The organism is Streptomyces sp. NPDC048643, from assembly GCF_040650615.1.
Classification (GTDB): domain Bacteria; phylum Actinomycetota; class Actinomycetes; order Streptomycetales; family Streptomycetaceae; genus Streptomyces.
The window spans coordinates 77973-98838 of the sequence record NZ_JBEZHO010000011.1 but is presented as its reverse complement, the minus strand read 5'-3'; the positions used below and the strand labels follow the sequence as shown (position 1 = coordinate 98838).

Below are 20866 nucleotides of genomic sequence, written 5' to 3'. Positions count from 1 at the left end.
GGGCATGGAGAGCAACACTGACACGGCGCTGCCCGCGCCCCCTCCGGTGCGCGTACGCCGCCGGGGAACCGCCGCGGTGGGATGGCTGACCACCACGGACCACAAGACGATCGGCACGCTCTATCTGGTCACGGCGTTCGGGTTCTTCTGCCTGGCCGGGGTGATGGCGCTGCTGATGCGCGCCGAACTGGCGCGCCCCGGGTTGCAGATCATGTCGAACGAGCAGTTCAACCAGGCGTTCACGATGCACGGCACGGTCATGCTGCTGATGTTCGCGACGCCGCTGTTCGCCGGGTTCGCGAACTGGATCATGCCGTTGCAGATCGGTGCGCCCGATGTGGCGTTCCCCCGGTTGAACATGCTGGCCTACTGGCTCTATCTGCTCGGTTCGCTCATCGCGGTCGGCGGGTTCCTCACCCCACAGGGTGCGGCGGACTTCGGCTGGTTCGCGTACGCCCCGCTGTCGGACGCGGTGCACTCGCCGGGTGTCGGGGCCGACATGTGGATCATGGGCCTGGCCTTCTCCGGCTTCGGCACGATCCTCGGTTCGGTCAACTTCATCACGACGATCATCTGCATGCGGGCGCCCGGCATGACGATGTTCCGGATGCCGATCTTCGTGTGGAACGTGCTGCTCACGGGTGTTCTGGTGCTGCTCGCGTTCCCCGTGCTCGCGGCGGCGCTGTTCGCTCTGGAGGCGGACCGGAAGTTCGGTGCCCACGTCTTCGACGCGGCGAACGGAGGGGCGCTGCTCTGGCAGCACCTCTTCTGGTTCTTCGGGCATCCGGAGGTGTACATCATCGCGCTGCCCTTCTTCGGGATCATCAGCGAGGTGATCCCGGTGTTCTCGCGCAAGCCGATGTTCGGGTACATGGGTCTGATCGGAGCGACCATCGCGATCGCGGGCCTGTCGGTGACCGTGTGGGCGCACCACATGTATGTCACCGGCGGTGTCCTGCTGCCCTTCTTCTCGTTCATGACGTTCCTGATCGCGGTGCCGACGGGGGTGAAGTTCTTCAACTGGATCGGCACGATGTGGCAGGGTTCGCTGTCCTTCGAGACGCCGATGCTGTGGGCGGTCGGCTTCCTGGTGACCTTCGTGTTCGGCGGCCTGACCGGTGTGATGCTGGCCTCGCCGCCGATGGACTTCCCGATCTCGGACAGCTACTTCGTGGTGGCGCACTTCCACTACGTGATCTTCGGTACGGTCGTGTTCGCGATGTTCTCCGGATTCCATTTCTGGTGGCCCAAGTTCACCGGCCGGATGCTCGACGAACGCCTCGGGAAGATCACCTTCTGGACGCTGTTCATCGGCTTCCACGGCACCTTCCTCGTCCAGCACTGGCTGGGTGCCAACGGCATGCAGCGCCGGATCCCGGACTACCTGGCGGTGGAGGGGCTCACCACGCTCAACACGGTGTCCACGATCTCGTCGTTCCTGCTCGGCATCTCGTTCCTGCCGTTCCTCTACAACGTCTGGAAGACCGCCCGGTACGGGGTGAAGGTCGAGGTCGACGACCCGTGGGGGTACGGCCGTTCACTGGAGTGGGCCACCTCCTGTCCGCCGCCGCGTCACAACTTCCGTGTCCTGCCGCGCATCCGGTCGGAGTCCCCGGCGTTCGACCTGCACCATCCCGAGATCGGTGCCGTTCACGCCGTCCGGTCGGAGCCGGCGAGCAAGGAGCTGCGGTGACCCCCATGGACGAACCTCCGACAGCGGCGGGTGCCCTGATCAGGGAACTGGAAGGCCATCTCCTCATCGCGGCCGCGCGGGCCGAGGGCCACGACGAGGCGGTCCGCTTCGCCGGCTCGCTGGCATGGCTGACGGACAGTCAGCGGGCGGAGGTGGAGGCCCGTTTCGAGGAGGCGCACCTCGCGCTCGCCCGGCTGTCCTGGGAGCACACCGTCCGCCGGGCGGGCGAGGTGCGGGCCGAGTACGAGGCGAGGTACCGCACCCTGTGCCGGCGCTGGTGCGCGGCGGCGCTCGTGGGCGCGGTCCTCGTGCTGGCGGCGCTGGCGCTGACGACCGTGCCGGGCGGGTAGTCCCGCTCAGTCCCGGGCCGGGACCGCGCCGGCGACGGCCTCCTGCGGGCGCAGCAGCATCGGGGAGGCCAGGTCCACCAGGTCGTGCAGGAGGGCGAGATGGGCGGCGTCCCCGCCGAGTTTGCCGAGGAGTGCGTGCGCCCCGTCCCGGAAGCGGATGAGGTCCTCCTCGTACCGGCGGAGCACGTCCGGTGCGAGGAGAGTCGCGGTGAGGGCCGCACGGGCCTCGGGTGAACGCCGTGCGTCGGCGTGCATCCGGAGGACCTCGTCGACACCGTCGGGCGCGGCGTCGTCCAGGGCGCAGGCCAGCAGGTAGGTCACCGTGCCGTTGGCCAGGTCCTCGTTGCGGCCGGTCAGGATGTCGTGCTGGTCGTTGAACAGCTGCCACAGGATGCCGAAGGCGTTGCCGAACTCCCGCCACAGCGCGACGCGTTCGTCCGTCCGTCCGGCCAGCTCCGCGGCCATGGCGGTGACCATGCTGAAGGGCGCGCCGGACTTGCCGAGGTACGCCGCGATCACCGCCTCGCGCGTGGCGGCGCCGACGTCCGCGCGCAGGTCCCTCAACTGTCCCTCGGTCGCGTTGATCCAGCACCGGACGACCTCGGCGGACAACGGTCCGCGTGCCGCCTCGGGGATCCGCGAGGACTGGACGACGAGCAGCGGCAGCATGGTTCCGCCGACGAGGGTGGCGAGCAGGGCCTCGCTCTCGTCGAGACTCCCGGCTGCGGCGGCGGCCTGGCCGTCCGCGAGGTCGTCCAGGTAGCACGCGGCGGTCCACCACAGGTCACTGACGACGGCGAGTGGGACGGCCGGTCCGGGCGCGCCCGTCTCCACGCCGTGGACGATCAGGGGCAGCACGCCGAGGGGATGGGTGAACGTCCGGTGCTCCAGGAGTTCGGCGACCACCGCCCGGACCGAACCGGCCGACGCTCCCAGCAGATCGAGCACGGCCTCGCGCTCCGCCCGGATGTCCGAGGACATCTCACGATGCAGATCCATGTACGACATCACCTGCACGGGCCCCACCCCCACCACGGAGATTAATCGAGCACTGATTCGATCATTCGGCATCACCGGGAGCTAGGGCGAATTTGGGCCATGGCCGGATTTTTGCCATCCGGCCCGGTGCGCCGTGGGCGAGCGGCGGCAGACCCCCGATCCGGACGTCGGCCGGTCCGCCGCCGATCCGCGACGGGCAGGGGCCCGGAGGGGGTCGGGACGGCCGTGCGACCGCCATACTGACCGTCGTGCGAGTAGCGATCATGACCGCGGGTTCGCGGGGCGACGTGGCACCGTTCACCGGGCTCGGACACGGCCTGGTGCGGGCCGGGCACCACGTCACCCTGGTGACCCACGGATGCTTCGAGCCGCTGGTCGCCGGTTCGGGGGTGGGGTTCCACGCGCTCCCCGTCGACCCCCGGGCGGAGCTGGAGTCGGCGCGCGGACAGCGGCTGCACCGCAGCGTCACCGGGGTCGGCAGGATCGCGCGGCTCGTCGAGATGGCCCGGGCACTCGTCGGCAGCCTGACCGAGGACCTGATCGCGGCCGCCCGCTCCAGCGACGTCCTCCTGCTGTCCGGCTCGCTGGGGCCGCTCGGGCTCGCCGTCGCGGAGGGGCTGTCCCTACCGAGCATGGGTGTTCATCTCCAACCACTGTCCCCCACAACCGAGTTCGCTCCTCCGGTCCTGGGTGTCCGGTCCTGGGGGCCGACCGTCAACCGAGCGGCCGGGACCGGGGTGAGCCTGGCCGTCGAGCGGGTCTACGCGGACACCGTGCGGACCCTGCGCGCCCGGCTCGGGCTGCCGCCGCTCGGACCCCTCGCGGCACACCGCTCCCGGGAAGGGCGCGACTGGCCCGTCCAGCACGGCTTCAGCCCACTGGTCGTCCCCCGCCCGCACGACTGGCGGCCCGGCCTCGCCGTGTCCGGCTACTGGTGGCCCTTCGACCGTACGGACGCCCAACTTCCCTACGCACTGCGGGACTTCCTGGACGCCGGGCCGCCGCCGGTCTTCGTCGGACTGGGCAGCGCCACCGTCCCCGATCCCGGGCGACTGAGCGCCGAGGTCGTGCGCGCGCTGCGGGCGGCCGGGCTGCGCGGCGTGATCCAGCGCGGGTGGGGCGAACTGCACGCCACCGGCGACGACATGATCACGGTCGGCGAGGTGCCGCACGCACTGCTCTTCCCCCGCGTGGCCGCCGTGGTCCACCACGCCGGAGCGGGCACGACGGCCGCCGGACTGCGGGCCGGAGTCCCCGCCGTGCCGGTGCCGATCCAGTTCGACGAGGGCTTCTGGGCCGCCCGACTCGTGTCCCTCGGCGTCTCGCCGGGTGGGTTCACCCCGCGGGGGCTGCGCGCCGACCGGTTGGCGGCGGCCCTGGTGCGGGCGACCACGGACCCCGCGTACCGTCGGCGCGCCCAGGACCTGGCGGAACAGCTGCGCGCCGAGGACGGCGTCGCCCCGGTCGCCCGGGCCCTGGGCCGGCTGGGGACCTGAGCGGACCGCCCGCCCCTCACGGGCTCGGGCCACCCGCCCGCTCATCTCCCACGATCGTCAACCACCCGCCCTGCGCGTCACGTTCAGCAGGTACTCCTTCCGGTCCAGCGGGTTCATGTCCGTCCGCGGGCGGTCCGGGATCGCGCCGGGCGCGACGGGCGCGTAGTGGTCGAAGGCGCACTCCAACTCGCCCTCACCCCGCGTCAGTCCCGGGAGCAGCTGCTCCAGACCATGTGTCTCCATGACGGGCAGGACGCCCTCCAGAACGCAGGTGGCTCCGAGCATCCGGGTGGTCCGCGGCACGGCACGCCGCCGGGCGAGCACCGGCAGCACGACGGCCAGCGTGTCCGCGGGAGCCTCCAGGCGGAAGCGGTTCACCGGCTCGTTGACCCGGCTTCCGGCCGCCCGCAGGGCGTCCATCAGCACCAGCGGGGTGAGCCCACGGAAGTCGGCGCCCGTGCTGGACATGCTCTTGTCGAAGCGCTGGTGGGCGTGGCTCTGGCGTGGTGAGTAGCCCGAGTGCGTCATCGTGACCGTGCAGTCGGTGACCTGCCAGCCGTGCACGCCCTGTCGCAGCGTCTCCTGGACGGTGTCCTCGACCGCCTTGAAGAACGCGTAGGGCATCGAACCGAGTTCGACCTCGAGACGGAAGGAGACGCCCGAGCCGACCGGCGCCGCCTCGACGCGGAGTCCGACGGTCGCGAGGAAGGGGTTGGCGTCCTTCTTGTTGAACTCGACCGCCGCGCCCGTGCCGACCGGCCGTTCGACGCAGAGCGGGGTCGTCTCGCGGAACACGACGTCGATTCCGAACTCGTCGGCCAGCGTCGCCTGGATGACCTCCTTCTGCACCTCGCCGTAGAGGGAGACGGAGATCTCCCCCCGCACGTCGTCCTGACGGAGGTCGATCAGCGGGTCCTGTTCGGCGAGTTGGGTGAGCGCGAGATGCAGCGCTCCCCTGTCATCCGTGCGGTGGGGCGAGACGACCGTCTCGAGGGTCGGCGGCGCGAAGTGGTGCCCGTCCGCCGAAGAGGTCCGCGGCGCGCCGAGGGTGTCGCCGATCCGCACCGCGCCGAGTCCCCAGAGCCGGGCGATGCGCCCCGCGGTCACGGACTCCGCCCCGACCGCCGAGCCCCCGTCGAAGACGCTGATCGCGGTGACCTTCCCCTCCTCGCCGCCGTGCAGGGGGAGCCGGTCGCGGGTGCGCAGGGTGCCCGAGAACATGCGCGCGTACGCGATCTTCTCCCCGGCCGCTCCGCGTTCGACCTTGAACACGGTTCCCGAGACGGGCGCTTCGGCGTCCGCCTTCGCCCCTGGCAGCAACTCCCGCACACCGGAGATCAGTTCGGTGACCCCGGCGCCGGTCACCGCAGAGCCGAAGAAGACCGGGTGGACCAGGGCGGCCCCGGTCTGCTCGACGAGCGCGGAGCGCAGTCGGTCGTACGACACGCGGTCCTCGACGTAAGCGGCGAGGAGTTCCTCGTCGTGGTCGGCGAGCGGATCGAGGAGGTGGCGACGCAGTCGGGCGGCCGGGTACGGGGTGAAGTGCGCGGCACGGGTGCCCGGTTCGCCGACCTCGCCCATCGGGACGATCGCCGGGGTGAGCCGCTCGGCGATCCGCTCCAGGACCTCCGCGCAGCGCGCGCCACGGCGGTCGATCTTGTTCACGAAGATCAGCGTCGGGATGCGCAGCCGCTGCAGGGTGCGCATGAGGACACGGGTCTGCGCCTGGACGCCCTCCACGGCCGAGACGACGAGGACGGCGCCGTCGAGCACACCGAGGACCCGCTCCACCTCGGCGATGAAGTCCGGGTGTCCGGGGGTGTCGATGAGGTTGACGGTGGTGTCGTCGACAGCGAAGGAGACGACGGCCGATTTGATGGTGATGCCGCGCTGCCGCTCCAGCGCGAGAGAGTCGGTCTGGGTGTTGCCGTCGTCGACGCTGCCGATCTCGTCGATGACCCCGACCGTGTGGAGGAGCCGCTCGGTCAGGCTCGTCTTACCGGCGTCTACGTGCGCCAGAATTCCCAGGTTCAACAAGTGCACCGCGTGTCATGTCCTTCGAAATGGGAGTGGTTCCTTCCTGGGGGGACATGAACGGTGCGCGCATGGGTGCTCCTCGGTGCCGGTGAACGCTTCCCGCTCACTCCAGCAGGCGGCGCCACCCGACAGCAACGGATTAACGCTCAACCAACGGTCGTCGGTGGCCCGTCGGGACGAGGCGGCGGACGGTCGGGATCAGCCGGTGCGCGGGGGCAGCCGGTGCAGGGTGACGTCGGTGAGCCGGCTGTCGTCGGTCACCGTCGCGGTCATGAACGTGCAGTGCGGCTGCCGGCGCCGGTCGGTCGGGGAACCGGGGTTGAGCAGCCGCAGGCCCGTCGGCGCGGTGGTGTCCCAGGGGATGTGGCTGTGGCCGAACACCAGGACGTCGAGGCCGGGGAAGCGCTCCGCGCAGCGCCGTTCGCGGCCCTGGGCGGCGCCGGTCTCGTGGACGACGCCGAAGCGCAGGCCGCCCAGGTCGGCGCGGGCGATCTCCGGGAGGCGGGCCCGCAGCTCGGGGCCGTCGTTGTTGCCGTACACCCCGATCACCCGGCGGGAGCGGGCCTCCACCAGATCGAGGGTGGCTATGTCGACCCAGTCCCCCGCGTGGATCACCACGTCGGCGAGCGGGAGGCCGGCGAGCAGCGGGGCCGGAAGTTCGCGGGCCCGCTTCGGCAGGTGGGTGTCGGACAGCAGCAGAAGGCGCACCCTCCCAGCGTGTCACCTGCGCCGTCAGTCCAGCGAGAGTTCGCTCCAGACCTGCTTGCCGCCGCTCACCGGCACCGTGCCCCAGGTGTCCGACATCGCCTCGACGAGGAGGATGCCGCGCCCGCCGGTGGCCTCCCAGCCGATGCTGGTGGGCTTGATCGGGGTGCGCGCCGAGTTGTCCGCGACGGCGATGCGCAGCCGGCGGTGGATGAGGGTGAGGTCGAGCCTGACCTGCCCGTCGGTGTGCACCAGGGCGTTGGTGACGAGTTCCGACACGATCAGCAGGGCGGCGTCCGTGTGGTCGGCGACGCCCCAGCTGCGCAGGGCGCGCCGTGTGTAGCGGCGGGCGTGCCGGACGGCCTCGGGGACCCGCCAGACGGTCCAGCTCTCGCGCAGCGGCAGGACGTCCATGCCGTCGAAGCGCATCAGGAGGAGGGCCACGTCGTCGGAGCGGTTGGCCTCCGTGAGCAGTTCGTCGGCGACGAGACCGAGGTGGGAGGGGTCGGAGCCGGCCAGGCCCGCCGCGAGCCGGTTCAGGCCGTCCTCGATGTCGACCTCGACGGACTCGACCAGGCCGTCCGTGGTCAGCGCCAGGATGGTGCCGGGCTGCAGGCGGAGCGGGCTCATGGGGAAGTCGGTCTGCCGGATGACGCCGAGCGGCGGGCCGGGTTCGGATTCGGGGACCTCGGTTCTGCCGTCCGGGTGACGCAGCACGGGCGGGAGGTGTCCGGCGCGTACGTACCAGGCGGAGCCCTCCTCCATGTCGACGTCGACGTAGCAGCAGGTGGCGAAGAGGTCGGTCTCCAGATCCAGCAGGAGCCGGTTGGCCAGCGAGACCACCACGTCCGGCGGGTGGCCCTCGACGGCGTAGGCGCGCAGGGCGGTGCGCATCTGGCCCATGAGCGTGGCGGCCGAGGCGTTGTGTCCCTGGACGTCGCCGATGACGAGGGCGACATGGTTGTCCGGCAGCGGGATGACGTCGTACCAGTCGCCGCCGACGTCGAGGCCCGAGGTGGTCGGCAGATAGCGGGCCACGGCGACCGCGCCGGGCAGCTTGGGCAGACGGCGCGGGAGCAGGGTCCGCTGGAGCATGCCGATGAGTTCGTGTTCGGCGTCGAAGGCGTGCGCGCGCACCAGTGCCTGCCCGGCGAGGCCGGCGGAGGCGGTGAGCAGGGCGCGCTCGTCGGGGCCGAAGTCGTGCGGGGCGTCCCAGCCGATGAGACAGGCGCCCGCCATACGGCCGCCGGCGGGCAGCGGCAGGACGGCGAGACCACCGGGGCCGACACCGGCGAGCGCCGGTTCCAGGGGGGCGCCGGCGGGCCAGATCGCCGGGCGGCCCTCGCTGAGGGCGGCTTCGAGGGTGGGCATGGAGCGGACGGGGGCGTCGGGCCATTCCGAGCGCCACTCGGTGCGCCACAGTTCCGGCCAGGAGTCGGGCTCGGGCGGGTCGAGGACGGTGACGACGAGACGGTCGCCCTCCAGCTCGGCGAGGGCGATCCGGTCGGCCTGGAGGGGTCTCCGCAGGGCGTCGACGACCGCCTGGCCGACGTCACGGACGGTGCCCGCGGTGGCGAGGGCCGAGGCGAGCCGCTGGACGCGGGCCACGTCGTTCAGGCCGGAGCGCAGCTTGGAGGCGTCGGAGACCGTGCCGACGAGCCGGGCGGGGCGGCCTTCTCCGGAGGGGAGCAGACGGGCGCGCAGCCGGAGCCACTGGTGTCCGCCGGAGGGCTGGAGGATGCGGAACTCCAGCTCGCGTTCGCCGAGGGACATGTGGTCCGGTTCGACCGCGGACATCAGCGAGGGCAGGTCCTCGGGGACGGTCATCGACAGGAGGGTCTCGACCTTGCCGTCGAAGTCCGCGGGATCCAGCCCGAACAGCTCGAGCACCTCGTCGTCGACGTCGACGTGTCCGCTGTCCATGGAGAGGGTGAACGAGCTGGCGGGCAGGTCGTCCGTGTCGTCGGGCAGTGGGGTGGGCGGGCAGACCACGGATTCGGCGAGCATCGCCAGACAGGCCCGCTCCTCGGCGCCGAAGCCGCCGGGACGCTCACTGACGGCGACCATGCAGCCGTTGTCCCGCAGGGGCAGCACGGCCAGGGAGAAGTCCTGCGACGGCAGCCGCCGGGCGTCGGCGCAGCGGGCGACCTCGTCGGGGCCGAGCCAGCTCGGGTTCCCGGTGCGCAGCGCCTCGGCGGCCGGGGAAGTGCCCGAGCGGGGGTAGCTGTCCCGCAGGCCGTACAGCGTGCGGGGCACGCCCGCGGACTCGGCCAGGTGGAGTTCCTCGCCGTCGGCGCTCGGGGCGTACGCGGCGGCGACGGCGGCGCCGCAGAAGACGAGTGCCTGTTCGAGCAGCCGGTGCAGCCGTTCGCGGGGGTCGAGGTCCGCGGTGAGCGTCTTCAGGGCGATTTCGGCGCGCGAGGTTCGCGTCCCGCGTTCCGTAGCGCCCTCACTGACCACGTCCGCAATTACAGCGCTTCCGGGGCCCCGGCGCAGCCCCTGTGACCGTTCCGAACGCGTCGGGCCTGCGAAGGGGCCGCACGAGCGTGCCCGGTCGTACACCGGCCGGACGGAGTCAGGGGTGCACGACGGGGGCGTACGGCGGAGTGGTCCGGCCCTCCCGCCGGAGGGCCGGACCTTCCACCACCGGCCGGAATCCCTGTTCCCTTGGCCGGATCAGTGGCCCCGCGTCACCGGGGGCACCGGGGGCAGGGGGTTCACCCGGGTCAGGGGGTGGTCACCATGCCCGAGCCGTCGTCCATGCCGGAACCGGACTGGCCGTAGGCCGCACCGCCCTGGTCGTCGGCGTTCCCCTGGTCGTCGGCAGCGCCCTGGTCGTCAGCAGCGCCCTGGTCGTCAGCCGCGCCCTGATCGTCTGCCGCGCCGCCGGCCTGGTCGTCCGCGCCGCCCGCCTGGTCACCGGCGCCCGCGCTCGGGTCCGCCGCGCCGCCGGCTCCGGCGTCGCCCGCTCCCAGCGTCGCGCCGACCGCCTGGAGCGCGGTGGTCACCGGCTGGAAGAAGGTCTCGCCGCCGACGGTGCAGTCGCCGCTGCCGCCCGAGGTGAGGCCGATCGCGCTGCCGTCCTGGGTGAACAGGGAGCCGCCGCTGTCGCCCGGCTCGGCGCACACGTCGGTCTGGATGAGGCCGGTGACCGTGCCCTCGGGGTAGTTCACGGTGGCGTCGAGGCCCGTGACGTTGCCGTCGTTCAGTCCGGTGGTGCTGCCCATCCGGAAGACCTGCTGGCCCACGGCGGCGTCGGCCGCCTGGTTGATCTGGACGCTCTGCCCGTCGCCGACGTTGACCGCGCTGTTGGCCTGCGTCGCGGGGTCGTCGTACTTGACAAGGGCGAAGTCGCCGTCACCGGGGAAGGTGGCCTGGTCGACGGTGGCGATCGGCGCGCCGTCCTGCGCGTCCGACCACTGCTTGGCCGCGACACCGCAGTGACCCGCGGTCAGGAAGGCGGGGCTGCCGTCGCTCGCGGTGACGTTGAAGCCCAGGGAGCAGCGCGCGCCCCCGCCGAAGATGGCGTCGCCGCCGTCGACGAAGGTCTTGAAGGTGCCGGCCGACTTCTTGACGGTCGCCACCCCGGAACCGAGGTCCTTGACGGTCGAGGTCAGCGTGTCCCACTTGGTCCCCGTGACGGTGGAGTCCGCGGTCACGCGGATCTCGTTGGTCTTCGGGTCGACGGACCATGCCGTGCCGGGGATCGTCGCGTCCGTCTTCAGCGTCTTCGCGGCGGCCCGCAGGTCGGACGTGCTGTTCTGCACCTGGTGGGCGACGGCGCCGGCCTGCTCGATCCGGTTGACGACGTTGCTGTTGTTACCGACGACGTTGATGACGAGCTGCTTGTTCCCGGCGTCGTAGTACGACCCGGCGAAGGCGTCGCCCAGCTGGGAGGCGAGCTGCGCGGCGACGTCGGAGACGTCGGTCGCCTTGAACGTTCTGGGGGTGGCGTCGTCCCCGTTCGACTGCGAGGCATTGGCGTTGGGGAGCAGGAGAGCCGCTGCTCCGAGCGCTGCCACGCTGCCCGCCGCGATCGCGGCCTTGCGCTTGGGTATCCGTTTGTGACTCAACTCTTGACCTCCTGGGGACGGGGCCGATGCCACCGTCCGGCAGCTGACTGGGGGCGCCTGGTTGCCCGTTGATACGCGAGTGCCGGGCGGGGTGTTCAACTGCCATTGCAAAGGGCCGGAGTTGACGGGTCCATAGGTATGGATTGCGCGACAAACGGGCCTTTCCGCGGCACGGACCCCGGCTCGGAGCGGGGGCGACAGGCCACCCTCCGCGTTCCGCTACGCTCCGCGTCCTTGCGACTACCCCTCGTCGACGATCGGTAGCGGAATCCTGGATTCAGCGAATCTGCACATCCCGCCCCCACCGGAGTCACGGCGTCCGGGGGATCTGCACACGCGCGCGCCCCCCTGCGCGTCATTGGGCCGGACTGTCCCATTCGGTCCGCGCGCGGCAACCCGGGGTGTGCGCCGATACCGCGCACGGTGTGAAGAAGTCGCCGCGACGTGGTGTGGAGACCTGCACGCTTCGCCTCACTCGGCACTCAAGTTCCCAGGTGGGAGCCCTGGTTGATTGGAAGCGCGCGGCGCGCCCGTGCTTTGATCCGTTGCACCGCGGAGGTCGCAGCAATGCTCCCGGCAACGGGATCCGCACTCCTGCGGTGGCGGCCGCGTCTGTCCCCAGAGGGGGCCGCTCTCCCCCTTGTGAATATCCATATGAAGGGAAGTTCCACCATGAACTCCACCCCCCGTTTCCAGACCGCCGAGATCTCCGACGCCGACCTCGACAACGTCTCGGGCGGCCTCGCGCTGAACGCCGTGGGCACCGTCACCGACCTGGTCGACGGCGTTGTCCCGGTCTCGGGCGTCGTGGGCACGGTCGTCGGCACCGTCGAGGGCGCGACCGGCCTGAACACCGGCGCGGTCACCGGCCTGGTCGCCGGTCTCTGACCGGTCGCCGGATCGCGCTTCACACCGCGGAGTCCCGGAACCGCCCCCCGGTTCCGGGACTTCCGGGTGCCGTACCTCTCTCGAAACAGGTGAGGGAAGCTCCGTGCAGTTCCGTCAACAGGCCCTCGCCAAGCTCCAGTCGCCCGAGGAACTCGACCTCCCGGTGCGCTTCGCCCGCCCGCAGGGCTGGCTCGTGCTGGCCGTGACCGTCGTCGTCATGGCCGCCGCCTCCGTGTGGGCCGTGACCGGCACCGTCTCCTCCACGGTGAGCGCGCCCGCCGTCCTCACGCACGGCCAGGGCAGTTACCTCCTGCAGAGCCCCGTCGCCGGCCAGGTCACCTCCGTCGTCGCGAAGGAGGGCGAGCGGCTCCCCGCCCACGCCCCCGTGGTCAAGGTCCGTACCGCACAGGGCGCCACGACCGTCGTGCGCACGGTCGCCGCGGGCCGCGTCACGGCGCTCGTCGCCACCATCGGCGCGATCATCTCGACCGGCGCGAACGTGGCGTCCGTGGAGAAGGTCGCGCACACCGACGACCCGCTGTACGCGACGGTGTACGTCCCGGCCGAGAGCGCCGCGACGCTTCCCGCGAACGCCTCCGTCGACCTCGCACTCCAGTCCGTACCGGCCCAGCGGTACGGCGTGCTGCGCGGCCATGTGGCCACCGTCGGCCGCAGCGTGCAGACCCGGCAGCAGATCGCCGCCTACCTCGGTGACGACCAACTCGGCGAGCAGTTCAGCAGGAAGGGCAGGCCGGTGGCCGTCCTGGTGCGGCTCGACCGCTCGTCCGGCACCAGGAGCGGACTGAAGTGGTCCTCCGCGGACGGACCCCCCTTCCCCCTCACCTCGATGTCCCTGGCCACGGGTTCGATCCGGCTGGCCGACCAGCGCCCCGTCGATTGGCTCCTGCCGTGACCACCACCCCCGACACCCGGGGCAGACGGCGCGCCGCCCCACCCCGGCGCGCCGTGCCCAAGAGCCGCGTCCGGGCCGTGCGCACCCCCACGGTGCTCCAGATGGAGGCGGTCGAGTGCGGCGCGGCCTCCCTCGCCATGGTGCTCGGCCACCACGGCCGGCACATCCCGCTCGAAGAGCTGCGCATCGCGTGCGGTGTCTCGCGGGACGGCTCCCGGGCGAGCAACCTGCTGAAGGCGGCGCGCGGTTACGGCCTCACCGCCAAGGGCATGCAGATGGACACGACCGCGCTCGCCGAGGTGCGGGCGCCCGCGATCCTGTTCTGGGAGTTCAACCACTACGTCGTGTACGACGGCATGGGCCGCCGGTTCGGACGTCGCGGCGTGCACATCAACGACCCGGGCAAAGGCCGCCGGTTCGTGCCGATGGAGGACTTCGACACGAGCTTCACCGGAGTCGTCCTGGTCATGGAGCCGGGCCCGGAGTTCCGCACCGGAGGCCGCAGGCCGGGCATCCTGGGCGCGATGCCGGCCCGGTTGCGCGGGACGTCGGGCACGATGCCGGCGGCCGTGCTCGCGAGTCTGCTGCTGGTGGCCGTCGGCGCGGCGGTCCCGGCGCTCAGCCGGACCTACATCGACCAGTACCTGATCGGTGGTCAGAGTTCGCTGCTCGGCGTGCTGTTCGCGTCGATGGGTGCCTCCGTGCTGCTCACCGTGGTGCTCACCTGGTTGCAGCAGGCGAACCTGCTGCGGGGGCGCATCATCTCCTCGACGCTCTCCAGCGCCCGGTTCCTGCGCCATCTGCTGCGCCTGCCCGTCACGTTCTTCTCCCAGCGCAGCCCGGCTGACCTGGTGCAGCGCCTCCAGTCGAACGACGCGGTGGCCGAGACCCTGGCCCGCGATCTCGCGGCCGCCGGCGTGGACGCGATCGTCGTCGTCCTGTACGCCGTGCTGCTCTACACGTACGACCCCCAGCTCACGGCCGTCGGGATCGGTGTCGCGCTGCTGAACGTGGTCGCCATGCGCGTGGTGATCCGGCTGCGCGCGACCCGCACCGCCAAACTGCGTGCCGACACCGCCCGGCTGACCAACACCGCCTACACCGGGCTTCAGTTGATCGAGACGATGAAGGCGACGGGCGGTGAGGACGGCTACTTCCGCAAGTGGGCCGGACAGCACGCCACCACCCTGGAGGAGCAGCAGCGCCTCGGGGTGCCGAGCGCCTGGCTGGGTGTCGTCGCCCCGACCCTCGCGACGCTCAACAGCGCGCTGATCCTGTGGATCGGCGGCCTGCGGGCGGTCGAGGGGCACATCTCCGTGGGTCTGCTGGTCGCCTTCCAGGCGCTCGTCACCCGCTTCACCGCGCCGCTCACCCGGCTGAACGGCGTCGCGGGCCGCATCCAGGACTTCGCCGCCGACGTGGCCCGGCTCAAGGACGTCGAGAACTTCCGGACGGACCCGCTGTACGCCCGGCCCGGCGGCGGGGACTCCACCCGGCGTCTGCGGGGCCATGTCGAGCTGGAGAACATCACGTTCGGCTACAGCCCGCTCGACAAGCCGCTGCTCACCGGCTTCTCGCTGACCGTGGGACCCGGCCGGCAGGTCGCGCTGGTCGGCGGGTCGGGCAGCGGCAAGTCGACCGTCTCCCGGCTGATCTCGGGCCTCTATACGCCGTGGGAGGGCACGATCCGCATCGACGGACGGCTCCTGGAGGACATCCCGCGCGGCGCGCTCGCCTCGTCCGTGTCCTTCGTCGACCAGGACGTCTTCCTCTTCGAGGGGACCGTGCGGGACAACGTCGCGCTGTGGGACCCGTCCATCCCGGACGACGCCGTGGTCACCGCGCTGCGGGACGCCGCCCTGTACGACGTCGTGACGCGCCGCCCCGGCGGCATCCACAGCAGGGTCGAGCAGGACGGCCGCAACTTCTCCGGCGGCCAGCGTCAACGCCTGGAGATCGCCCGGGCGTTGGTCCGCAGGCCGAGCATCCTGGTGCTCGACGAGGTGACCAGCGCCCTCGACGCGGAGACCGAACAGACGGTCATGGACAACCTGCGCCGACGGGGCTGCGCGTGCGTGGTGATCGCGCACCGGCTCAGCACCGTGCGGGACAGCGACGAGATCGTCGTGCTCGAACACGGCACGGTCGTGGAACGCGGCCGGCACGACGCGATGGTCGCCGCCGGCGGACCCTACGCCGCGCTGGTCAAGGAGCGATGAGATGACCACGGTTCACGAGGGCGTGCACGAAGGGGACCTCGTCCTCGGCGCGCTCGGCGGCATGGGCACACCGTTCGACTGCACCGGGCTCAACCGTCTCGACCTGGAAGGGCCGCAGGTCCTGTGGCTGGTCGCGGCGGGAGCGATGGACCTGTTCGCGGTGGACGCCGCTCAGCAGGGGCACTGGCATCACCTCGGCCGGCTGGAGGCGGGCTCGTTGCTGCTCGGTCCGGTCACCGGGCCGCAACACACCCTGGTGGGGCGGCCGTTGCGGGACTGCGTGGTGCACCGCATCGCCCTGCGGGAGCTGTACCAGCAGGCCGACACGGCGACCTGGTCCTACGACGCGTACGGCAATCCGCAGTACGTGCCGCCGACGGAGAGCCCGTTGGAGTACGCCCTCGCCCTCGGGGTCGGGCGCAGTCTGTCCATCCTCTTCCAGGCACCGATGGCCACCGAGAACGCGGCCGCGCTCACCGACGACGACGTGTTCTGGATGCGGGTGCCGCCGGGCAGTGTGCGGTACGGCTCGCTGTACGGGGCCGAGGCGGCGGCCGACCTGCTGATGGAACCGGGTGTCTGGCAGGGCATGGTCGACCAGCAGTACCGGCTGCTGTCCACGCTCGACCGCTGGATCGAGCAGGTGGAAGCCGGTCACGAGGACCGTACGGCGGCCGGCATCAGGGCGGGTGAGGCCGTCCGCGTACAGGCCGACCGCGCGCTGCTCGCCTCGATCGGCAGGCGCTCCGACAAGCGCCCGACCCCGGCCGACACGGACGCCACCCACGCTGCCTGCAAGCTGGTCGCCCGCGCGGCGGGGATCACCCTGGCCGGGCCGGCGCAGAGCGGCACGGAGAGCGACCGCCTCGACCCGGTCGAGCGGATCGCTCTCGCCTCACGGGTCCGCACGCGCGCCGTGCGTCTCGACGGGCGCTGGTGGCGGGACGACATCGGCCCGCTGGTCGGCCGTCGGGCCGTGTCCGGCACCCCGGTCGCGCTGCTGTGGCGGCGCGGCGGGTACGTGGCCGTGCATCCGTCGTCCGGACGGGAAACGCCGGTCGAGAAGGCCAACGCGGCCGAGTTCGAGGCGCGAGGCGTGATGTTCTACCGCCCGCTGCCCGAGCGGCGGCTGAGCCCGCTGCGGCTGTTGCGCTTCTGCCTCGGGGGCACCGCCGGTGATCTGCGCAACCTCGCGGTCAGCGGACTGGTGACCGTCGCGATCGGCGCCCTGGTCCCGATCGCGACCGGCCGGGTCCTCGGCGAGTACGTGCCGAAGGCCCAGCACGGGCTCATCGTGCAGGTGTGTCTCGCGCTCATGGTCACGAGCGTGGTGTCGGCGGCGTTCATGCTGCTGCAGAACCTCACTCTGCTGCGGATGGAGGGCCGGATCGAGGCGAGCCTGCAACCGGCCGTCTGGGACCGGCTGTTGCGGCTGCCGACGACGTTCTTCGCCTCCCGCTCGACGGGTGAACTCGCCAGTGCCGCGATGGGCATCAGCGCGATCCGCCGGCTTCTCGCGGGCGTCGGTCCGACCCTGGCGCAGGCGGGCACGGTCGGTGCGATGAACCTGGGACTGCTGTTCTGGTACAGCGTGCCGATGGCGCTCGCCGCGATCGGCATGCTCGTGGTCATCGCGGCGGTGTTCCTGGGGCTCGGTCTGTGGCAGGTGCGCTGGCAGCGGCGCCTGGTGGTACTGAGCAACAAACTCAACAACCAGGCCTTCCAGACCCTGCGCGGCCTGCCCAAGCTGCGGGTCGCGGCGGCGGAGAACTACGCGTACGCCGCCTGGGCGGGCGAGTTCGCCCGCAGCCGCGAGCTCCAGCAGCGGGTGGGCCGGATCAAGAACCTCACGGCGGTGCTGGGAGCGGTGTACCTGCCGCTGTGTTCGCTGCTGATGTTCATGCTGCTCGCGGGTCCCGCGCACGGCTCGCTGTCCGCGGCCGAGTTCCTCACCTTCAACACGTCGGTGACGATGCTGCTGACCTCGGTCACGCAGATCACCGGCGCCTTCGTCTCGGCGGCCGCCGCACTGCCGATGTTCGAGGAGATCAGGCCCGTGCTCGACGCGACACCGGAGGTCAAGGTCGCGAGCACCCGGCCCGGCCTGCTGTCCGGCGGCCTCGAGGCCCGCAGGCTGTCGTTCCGGTACGCCGACGACGGCCCGCTCGTCCTCGACGACGTGTCGTTCACCGTCCGCCCCGGTGAGTTCGTGGCGGTCGTGGGCCCGAGCGGCTGCGGCAAGTCCACGCTGCTGCGCCTGCTGATCGGCTTCGACAGGCCGGTGTCGGGCAGCGTCCTGTACGACGGCCAGGACCTGGCGGCGCTCGACCAGTCCGCGGTACGGCGGCAGTGCGGTGTGGTGCTCCAGCACGCGCAGCCCTTCACCGGGTCGATTCTGGACTGCATCTGCGGCACCGAGCCGTACACGCCGGAGGAGGCGATGGCCGCCGCGGAGCTGGCGGGTCTCGCCGAGGACATCCGGCGGATGCCGATGGGCCTGCACACGCTCGTGTCGGGCAGCGGCGCGATCTCGGGCGGCCAGCGCCAACGCCTCATGATCGCGCAGGCGTTGATCCGCCGGCCGCGCATCCTCTTCTTCGACGAGGCGACCAGTGCCCTCGACAACGAGACGCAGCGCACGGTGATCGAGAGCACCAAGGCGCTCAACGCCACCCGGGTCGTGATCGCGCACCGGTTGTCGACGGTGCTGGACGCGGACCGCGTCATCGTGATGGAGGACGGCCGGGTCGCCCAGCAGGGCACGCCCGCCGAGCTGCTGGCGGACACGGGCGGGCGGCTGCACGAGCTCGTGCGCCGCCAACTCGCCTGAGAGGTCAGTGCGTTCCGGGCACCGGGGCGCCCGAGGGAACGCCCGCGGCGAGGTACGCGCGGTAGATCCCCTGCCAGCGCGTGAGCCCTCCGGCGTGCGGTCCGCCCGAGGGCTCGTCGTGTGCCAGGGCGTCGAGGGCGGCGAGGCAGACGTCCCAGCCGGCGCCGTTGCGGGCTGCCGTGTCCCGCGCGGCCAGCACGTTGGTGAGCGTGAAACGGGTGCCCCCGCCGTCGAGGGCTTCCAGGTCGAAGTGCAGCTCGTCGTCGCCCCACGCGAAGGAGAGGTGGCGGTGGGGTTCGGCGGCGAGGACGCGGCCCGTCGACTCCGGCATGTTCGGATCGCCGCTGAACGTGACGGTACCGCCGGGGCGCAGGTCCATCTCGGCGCGCGAGGGGAACCAGGCGGCCAGTTCGTCCGGGTCCGTGACGAACCGCCAGACCCGCTCGGCGGGGTGGTCGTAGGTACGGGTGAAGCGGACGGCCGGGCGGCCGTCGTCGAGGGTGAGGAACGTCCCGGTGGGGGCGGTGGGTTCGGCGGACATGGCGGCTCAGTCCTTCGGTGAGGGGGCTGGAGGTGATGTCGGTTCGCGTGGGGTCCCGTGCGGCGGGGTCGCGTCGCCCGACGGTGTCCGTGCGGGCGGGGCCGAGGGGGACGCGTCCCGGGGCGACGCCTCGTCCAGGCGGCGGCCGAGCGTGTCCAGGCTCTCGTTCCACAGCGCGCGGTACGGGGCGAGCCAGGCGTCGAGGGCGGCGATCGGGGCGGGGTCGAGGGCGTAGACCCGGCGTTGCGCGTCCTGCCGTACCCGGACGAGCCCCGCGTCGCGCAGCACCCTCAGATGCTTCGAGGTGCTCGGCTGGCTGAGACCGCAGGCCTCGACCAGCTCGCCGACGGCCCGCGGTCGCTCCAGCAGCAGGGCGACGATGGCTCGCCGATGGGGGTCGGCGAGCGCGGCCCAGAGGGAGGCGTCGGACACGCTCACAATATGCCCCGCGGGTTATATGCCTGTCAAGGAATGAAGGGGCGACAGACGTCACACGCCCCGGACTAGCGAAACGTTGCCGTTTCGCTCGGCGCCGTCTAATCTCGAAACGTCGATGTGTACGAAACCGTTTCGTTTACGTGCACGCAACGTCGAGCAACTTCCCTGGAGTGCTTCTCCCATGTCTCAGACCCTGACCGAAGGCACCGGCACGGGTGCCGCGGACGCGACGTCCGCAGCCACGTCGAAGCGGCGGTGGTGGATCCTCTCGATCATCGGGATCGCCCAGCTGATGGTGGTGCTCGACGCCACCATCGTGAACATCGCCCTTCCCTCCGCCCAGGCGGACCTCGGCTTCTCCGACGGCAACCGGCAGTGGATCGTCACCGCCTACTCCCTGGCCTTCGCCTCCCTGCTGCTGCTCGGCGGGCGCATCGCGGACCTGTTCGGACGCAAGCCCGCCTTCCTCGTCGGTGTCGCCGGGTTCGCCGGCGCCTCCGTGCTGGGCGGCGCCTCGACCAGCTTCGGGATGCTGGTCACCGCCCGGGCCCTGCAGGGTGTGTTCGGAGCACTCCTCGCGCCCGCCGCCCTGTCCCTGCTGAACACGACGTTCACCGACGCCAAGGAGCGCGCCAAGGCGTTCAGCGTCTACGGCGCGATCGCCGGTGCCGGTGGCGCGGTGGGTCTGCTGCTCGGCGGTGTGCTGACCGACGCGCTCGACTGGCGCTGGACCCTGTTCGTCAACCTCGTCTTCGCGGTCGTCGCCTTCGCCGGCGGCTGGGTCCTGCTGAGCAACCACCGTGACGCGGCCGGCTCCAAGCTCGACCTGCCGGGCACGCTGCTGGTCTCCACCGGTCTGTTCGCCGTGGTCTTCGGCTTCTCCAACGCCGAGACGCACGACTGGAGTTCGCCCGCCACCTGGGGCTTCCTCGTCGCGGGCGGGCTGCTGCTGACCGCGTTCGTCTGGTGGCAGACGCGGGCCAAGCACCCGCTGCTGCCGATGCGCGTCCTGCTGGACCGCAACCGGGCCGCCTCGTTCCTCGCCGTGCTCATCACCGGCGCGGGCATGTTCGGTGTCTTCCTCTTCCTCACCTACTACCTTCAGCTCAACCTCGGCTTCAGCCCCACCAAGACGGGTCTGGCCTTCCTGCCGATGATGGCGACGCTGATGGTCATGGCGCAGGTCTCCACCACGATGCTGGTGCCGCGCATCGGCCCGAAGGTCGTCATCCCGGCCGGCTTCGCGGTCGCCGCGGTCGGCATGGCCTGGCTGACCGGCATCGGCATCGGCTCGTCCTTCTCGACCGACGTCCTGCCCCAGGTGCTCCTGATCGGCGCCGGACTCGGCATGGTGATGCCGCCCGCCATGTCGCTGGCCACCAGCGGGATCGCCGCCGAGGACGCGGGTGTCGCGTCCGCCACCGTCAACACCATGCAGCAGGTGGGCGGTTCGATCGGCACCGCGCTGCTGAACACGCTCGCCGCGAGTGCCGCGACCAGCTACCTGGTCGGCAAGGACGCGACGAACAAGCTGGTCCAGGCCCAGTCGACGATCGAGAGCTACACCACCGCGTTCTGGTGGTCGGCCGGCTTCTTCGCCGCCGGAGCGCTCATCGCACTGGTCCTCTACACCCGCGGCAAGCCCGCCCAGGACCCGGAGGCCGCACCGGTCGTCCACATGTGA

Annotated in this window: 15 protein-coding genes; 8 read left to right on the top strand and 7 right to left on the bottom strand. The window is 71.5% G+C overall.

All coding sequences use genetic code 11. The features are described 5' to 3' along the window. Positions 1 to 4 precede the first annotated feature (4 nt). The gene (gene ctaD / locus AB0C62_RS13900) at positions 5 to 1693 is read left to right on the top strand and encodes a cytochrome c oxidase subunit I (RefSeq protein WP_362972694.1); all 1689 of its coding nucleotides are present in this window, start codon (positions 5 to 7) and stop codon (positions 1691 to 1693) included. Positions 1694 to 1698: 5 nt separating this feature from the next. Beyond that, positions 1699 to 2043, top strand: coding sequence for a hypothetical protein (locus AB0C62_RS13895; protein WP_362972692.1), 345 nt, complete (start codon positions 1699 to 1701; stop codon positions 2041 to 2043). Between the two features lie 6 nt (positions 2044 to 2049). Here AB0C62_RS13895 and AB0C62_RS13890 read toward each other — a convergent pair whose 3' ends face one another. Beyond that, complete coding sequence (locus tag AB0C62_RS13890) at positions 2050 to 3042, bottom strand: polyprenyl synthetase family protein (RefSeq protein WP_362972690.1); 993 nt, start codon at positions 3040 to 3042, stop codon at positions 2050 to 2052. Positions 3043 to 3305: 263 nt separating this feature from the next. Between AB0C62_RS13890 and AB0C62_RS13885 the strand changes: the two genes are divergently transcribed. Beyond that, on the top strand, positions 3306 to 4538 hold the full coding sequence (locus AB0C62_RS13885) for a glycosyltransferase (protein WP_362972896.1): 1233 nt from the start codon (positions 3306 to 3308) through the stop codon (positions 4536 to 4538). 57 nt (positions 4539 to 4595) lie between these two features. Here AB0C62_RS13885 and AB0C62_RS13880 read toward each other — a convergent pair whose 3' ends face one another. The 4 genes from AB0C62_RS13880 to AB0C62_RS13865 all read right to left on the bottom strand — a co-directional run bounded on the left by AB0C62_RS13880 (position 4596) and on the right by AB0C62_RS13865 (position 11353). Further along, positions 4596 to 6581, bottom strand: coding sequence for a translation factor GTPase family protein (locus AB0C62_RS13880; RefSeq protein WP_362972688.1), 1986 nt, complete (start codon positions 6579 to 6581; stop codon positions 4596 to 4598). A gap of 192 nt (positions 6582 to 6773) precedes the next feature. Beyond that, a complete protein-coding gene (locus AB0C62_RS13875) occupies positions 6774 to 7283 on the bottom strand; it encodes a metallophosphoesterase (protein ID WP_362972686.1) in 510 nt (169 codons plus the stop codon). 24 nt (positions 7284 to 7307) lie between these two features. Beyond that, positions 7308 to 9740: a SpoIIE family protein phosphatase gene (locus AB0C62_RS13870; protein ID WP_362972685.1), complete on the bottom strand. Its 2433-nt coding sequence runs from the start codon at positions 9738 to 9740 to the stop codon at positions 7308 to 7310. A 266-nt stretch (positions 9741 to 10006) separates the two neighbouring features. Continuing rightward, positions 10007 to 11353, bottom strand: coding sequence for a S1 family peptidase (locus AB0C62_RS13865; RefSeq protein ID WP_362972683.1), 1347 nt, complete (start codon positions 11351 to 11353; stop codon positions 10007 to 10009). Positions 11354 to 12025: 672 nt separating this feature from the next. Here AB0C62_RS13865 and AB0C62_RS13860 point away from each other — a divergent pair. From AB0C62_RS13860 to AB0C62_RS13845, 4 genes are all read left to right on the top strand, one after another. Beyond that, positions 12026 to 12241 carry a hypothetical protein gene (locus AB0C62_RS13860; RefSeq protein WP_081220685.1) on the top strand — a complete coding sequence of 72 codons (216 nt, stop codon included), beginning with the start codon at positions 12026 to 12028 and terminating at the stop codon, positions 12239 to 12241. A gap of 103 nt (positions 12242 to 12344) precedes the next feature. Continuing rightward, positions 12345 to 13154 carry an HlyD family efflux transporter periplasmic adaptor subunit gene (locus tag AB0C62_RS13855; RefSeq protein ID WP_362972681.1) on the top strand — a complete coding sequence of 270 codons (810 nt, stop codon included), beginning with the start codon at positions 12345 to 12347 and terminating at the stop codon, positions 13152 to 13154. Then, positions 13151 to 15373 carry an NHLP family bacteriocin export ABC transporter peptidase/permease/ATPase subunit gene (locus AB0C62_RS13850; protein WP_362972679.1) on the top strand — a complete coding sequence of 741 codons (2223 nt, stop codon included), beginning with the start codon at positions 13151 to 13153 and terminating at the stop codon, positions 15371 to 15373. The genes AB0C62_RS13855 and AB0C62_RS13850 overlap by 4 nt, the downstream gene beginning before the upstream one ends. A 1-nt stretch (position 15374) precedes the next feature. Further along, positions 15375 to 18203: an NHLP bacteriocin export ABC transporter permease/ATPase subunit gene (locus AB0C62_RS13845; RefSeq protein WP_362972677.1), complete on the top strand. Its 2829-nt coding sequence runs from the start codon at positions 15375 to 15377 to the stop codon at positions 18201 to 18203. Positions 18204 to 18207: 4 nt separating this feature from the next. Here the strand turns inward: AB0C62_RS13845 and AB0C62_RS13840 are convergent, their stop codons facing one another. Together AB0C62_RS13840 and AB0C62_RS13835 are read right to left on the bottom strand one after the other, a co-directional pair. Continuing rightward, complete coding sequence (locus AB0C62_RS13840; RefSeq protein WP_362972675.1) at positions 18208 to 18744, bottom strand: SRPBCC family protein; 537 nt, start codon at positions 18742 to 18744, stop codon at positions 18208 to 18210. Between the two features lie 6 nt (positions 18745 to 18750). After that, positions 18751 to 19176 (bottom strand): metalloregulator ArsR/SmtB family transcription factor, encoded by a 426-nt coding sequence (locus AB0C62_RS13835; RefSeq protein ID WP_362972673.1) that lies wholly within the window; start codon positions 19174 to 19176, stop codon positions 18751 to 18753. A gap of 187 nt (positions 19177 to 19363) precedes the next feature. On the opposite strand from AB0C62_RS13835, the gene AB0C62_RS13830 reads away from it, so the two are divergent. Then, positions 19364 to 20866 (top strand): MFS transporter, encoded by a 1503-nt coding sequence (locus AB0C62_RS13830; protein ID WP_362972671.1) that lies wholly within the window; start codon positions 19364 to 19366, stop codon positions 20864 to 20866.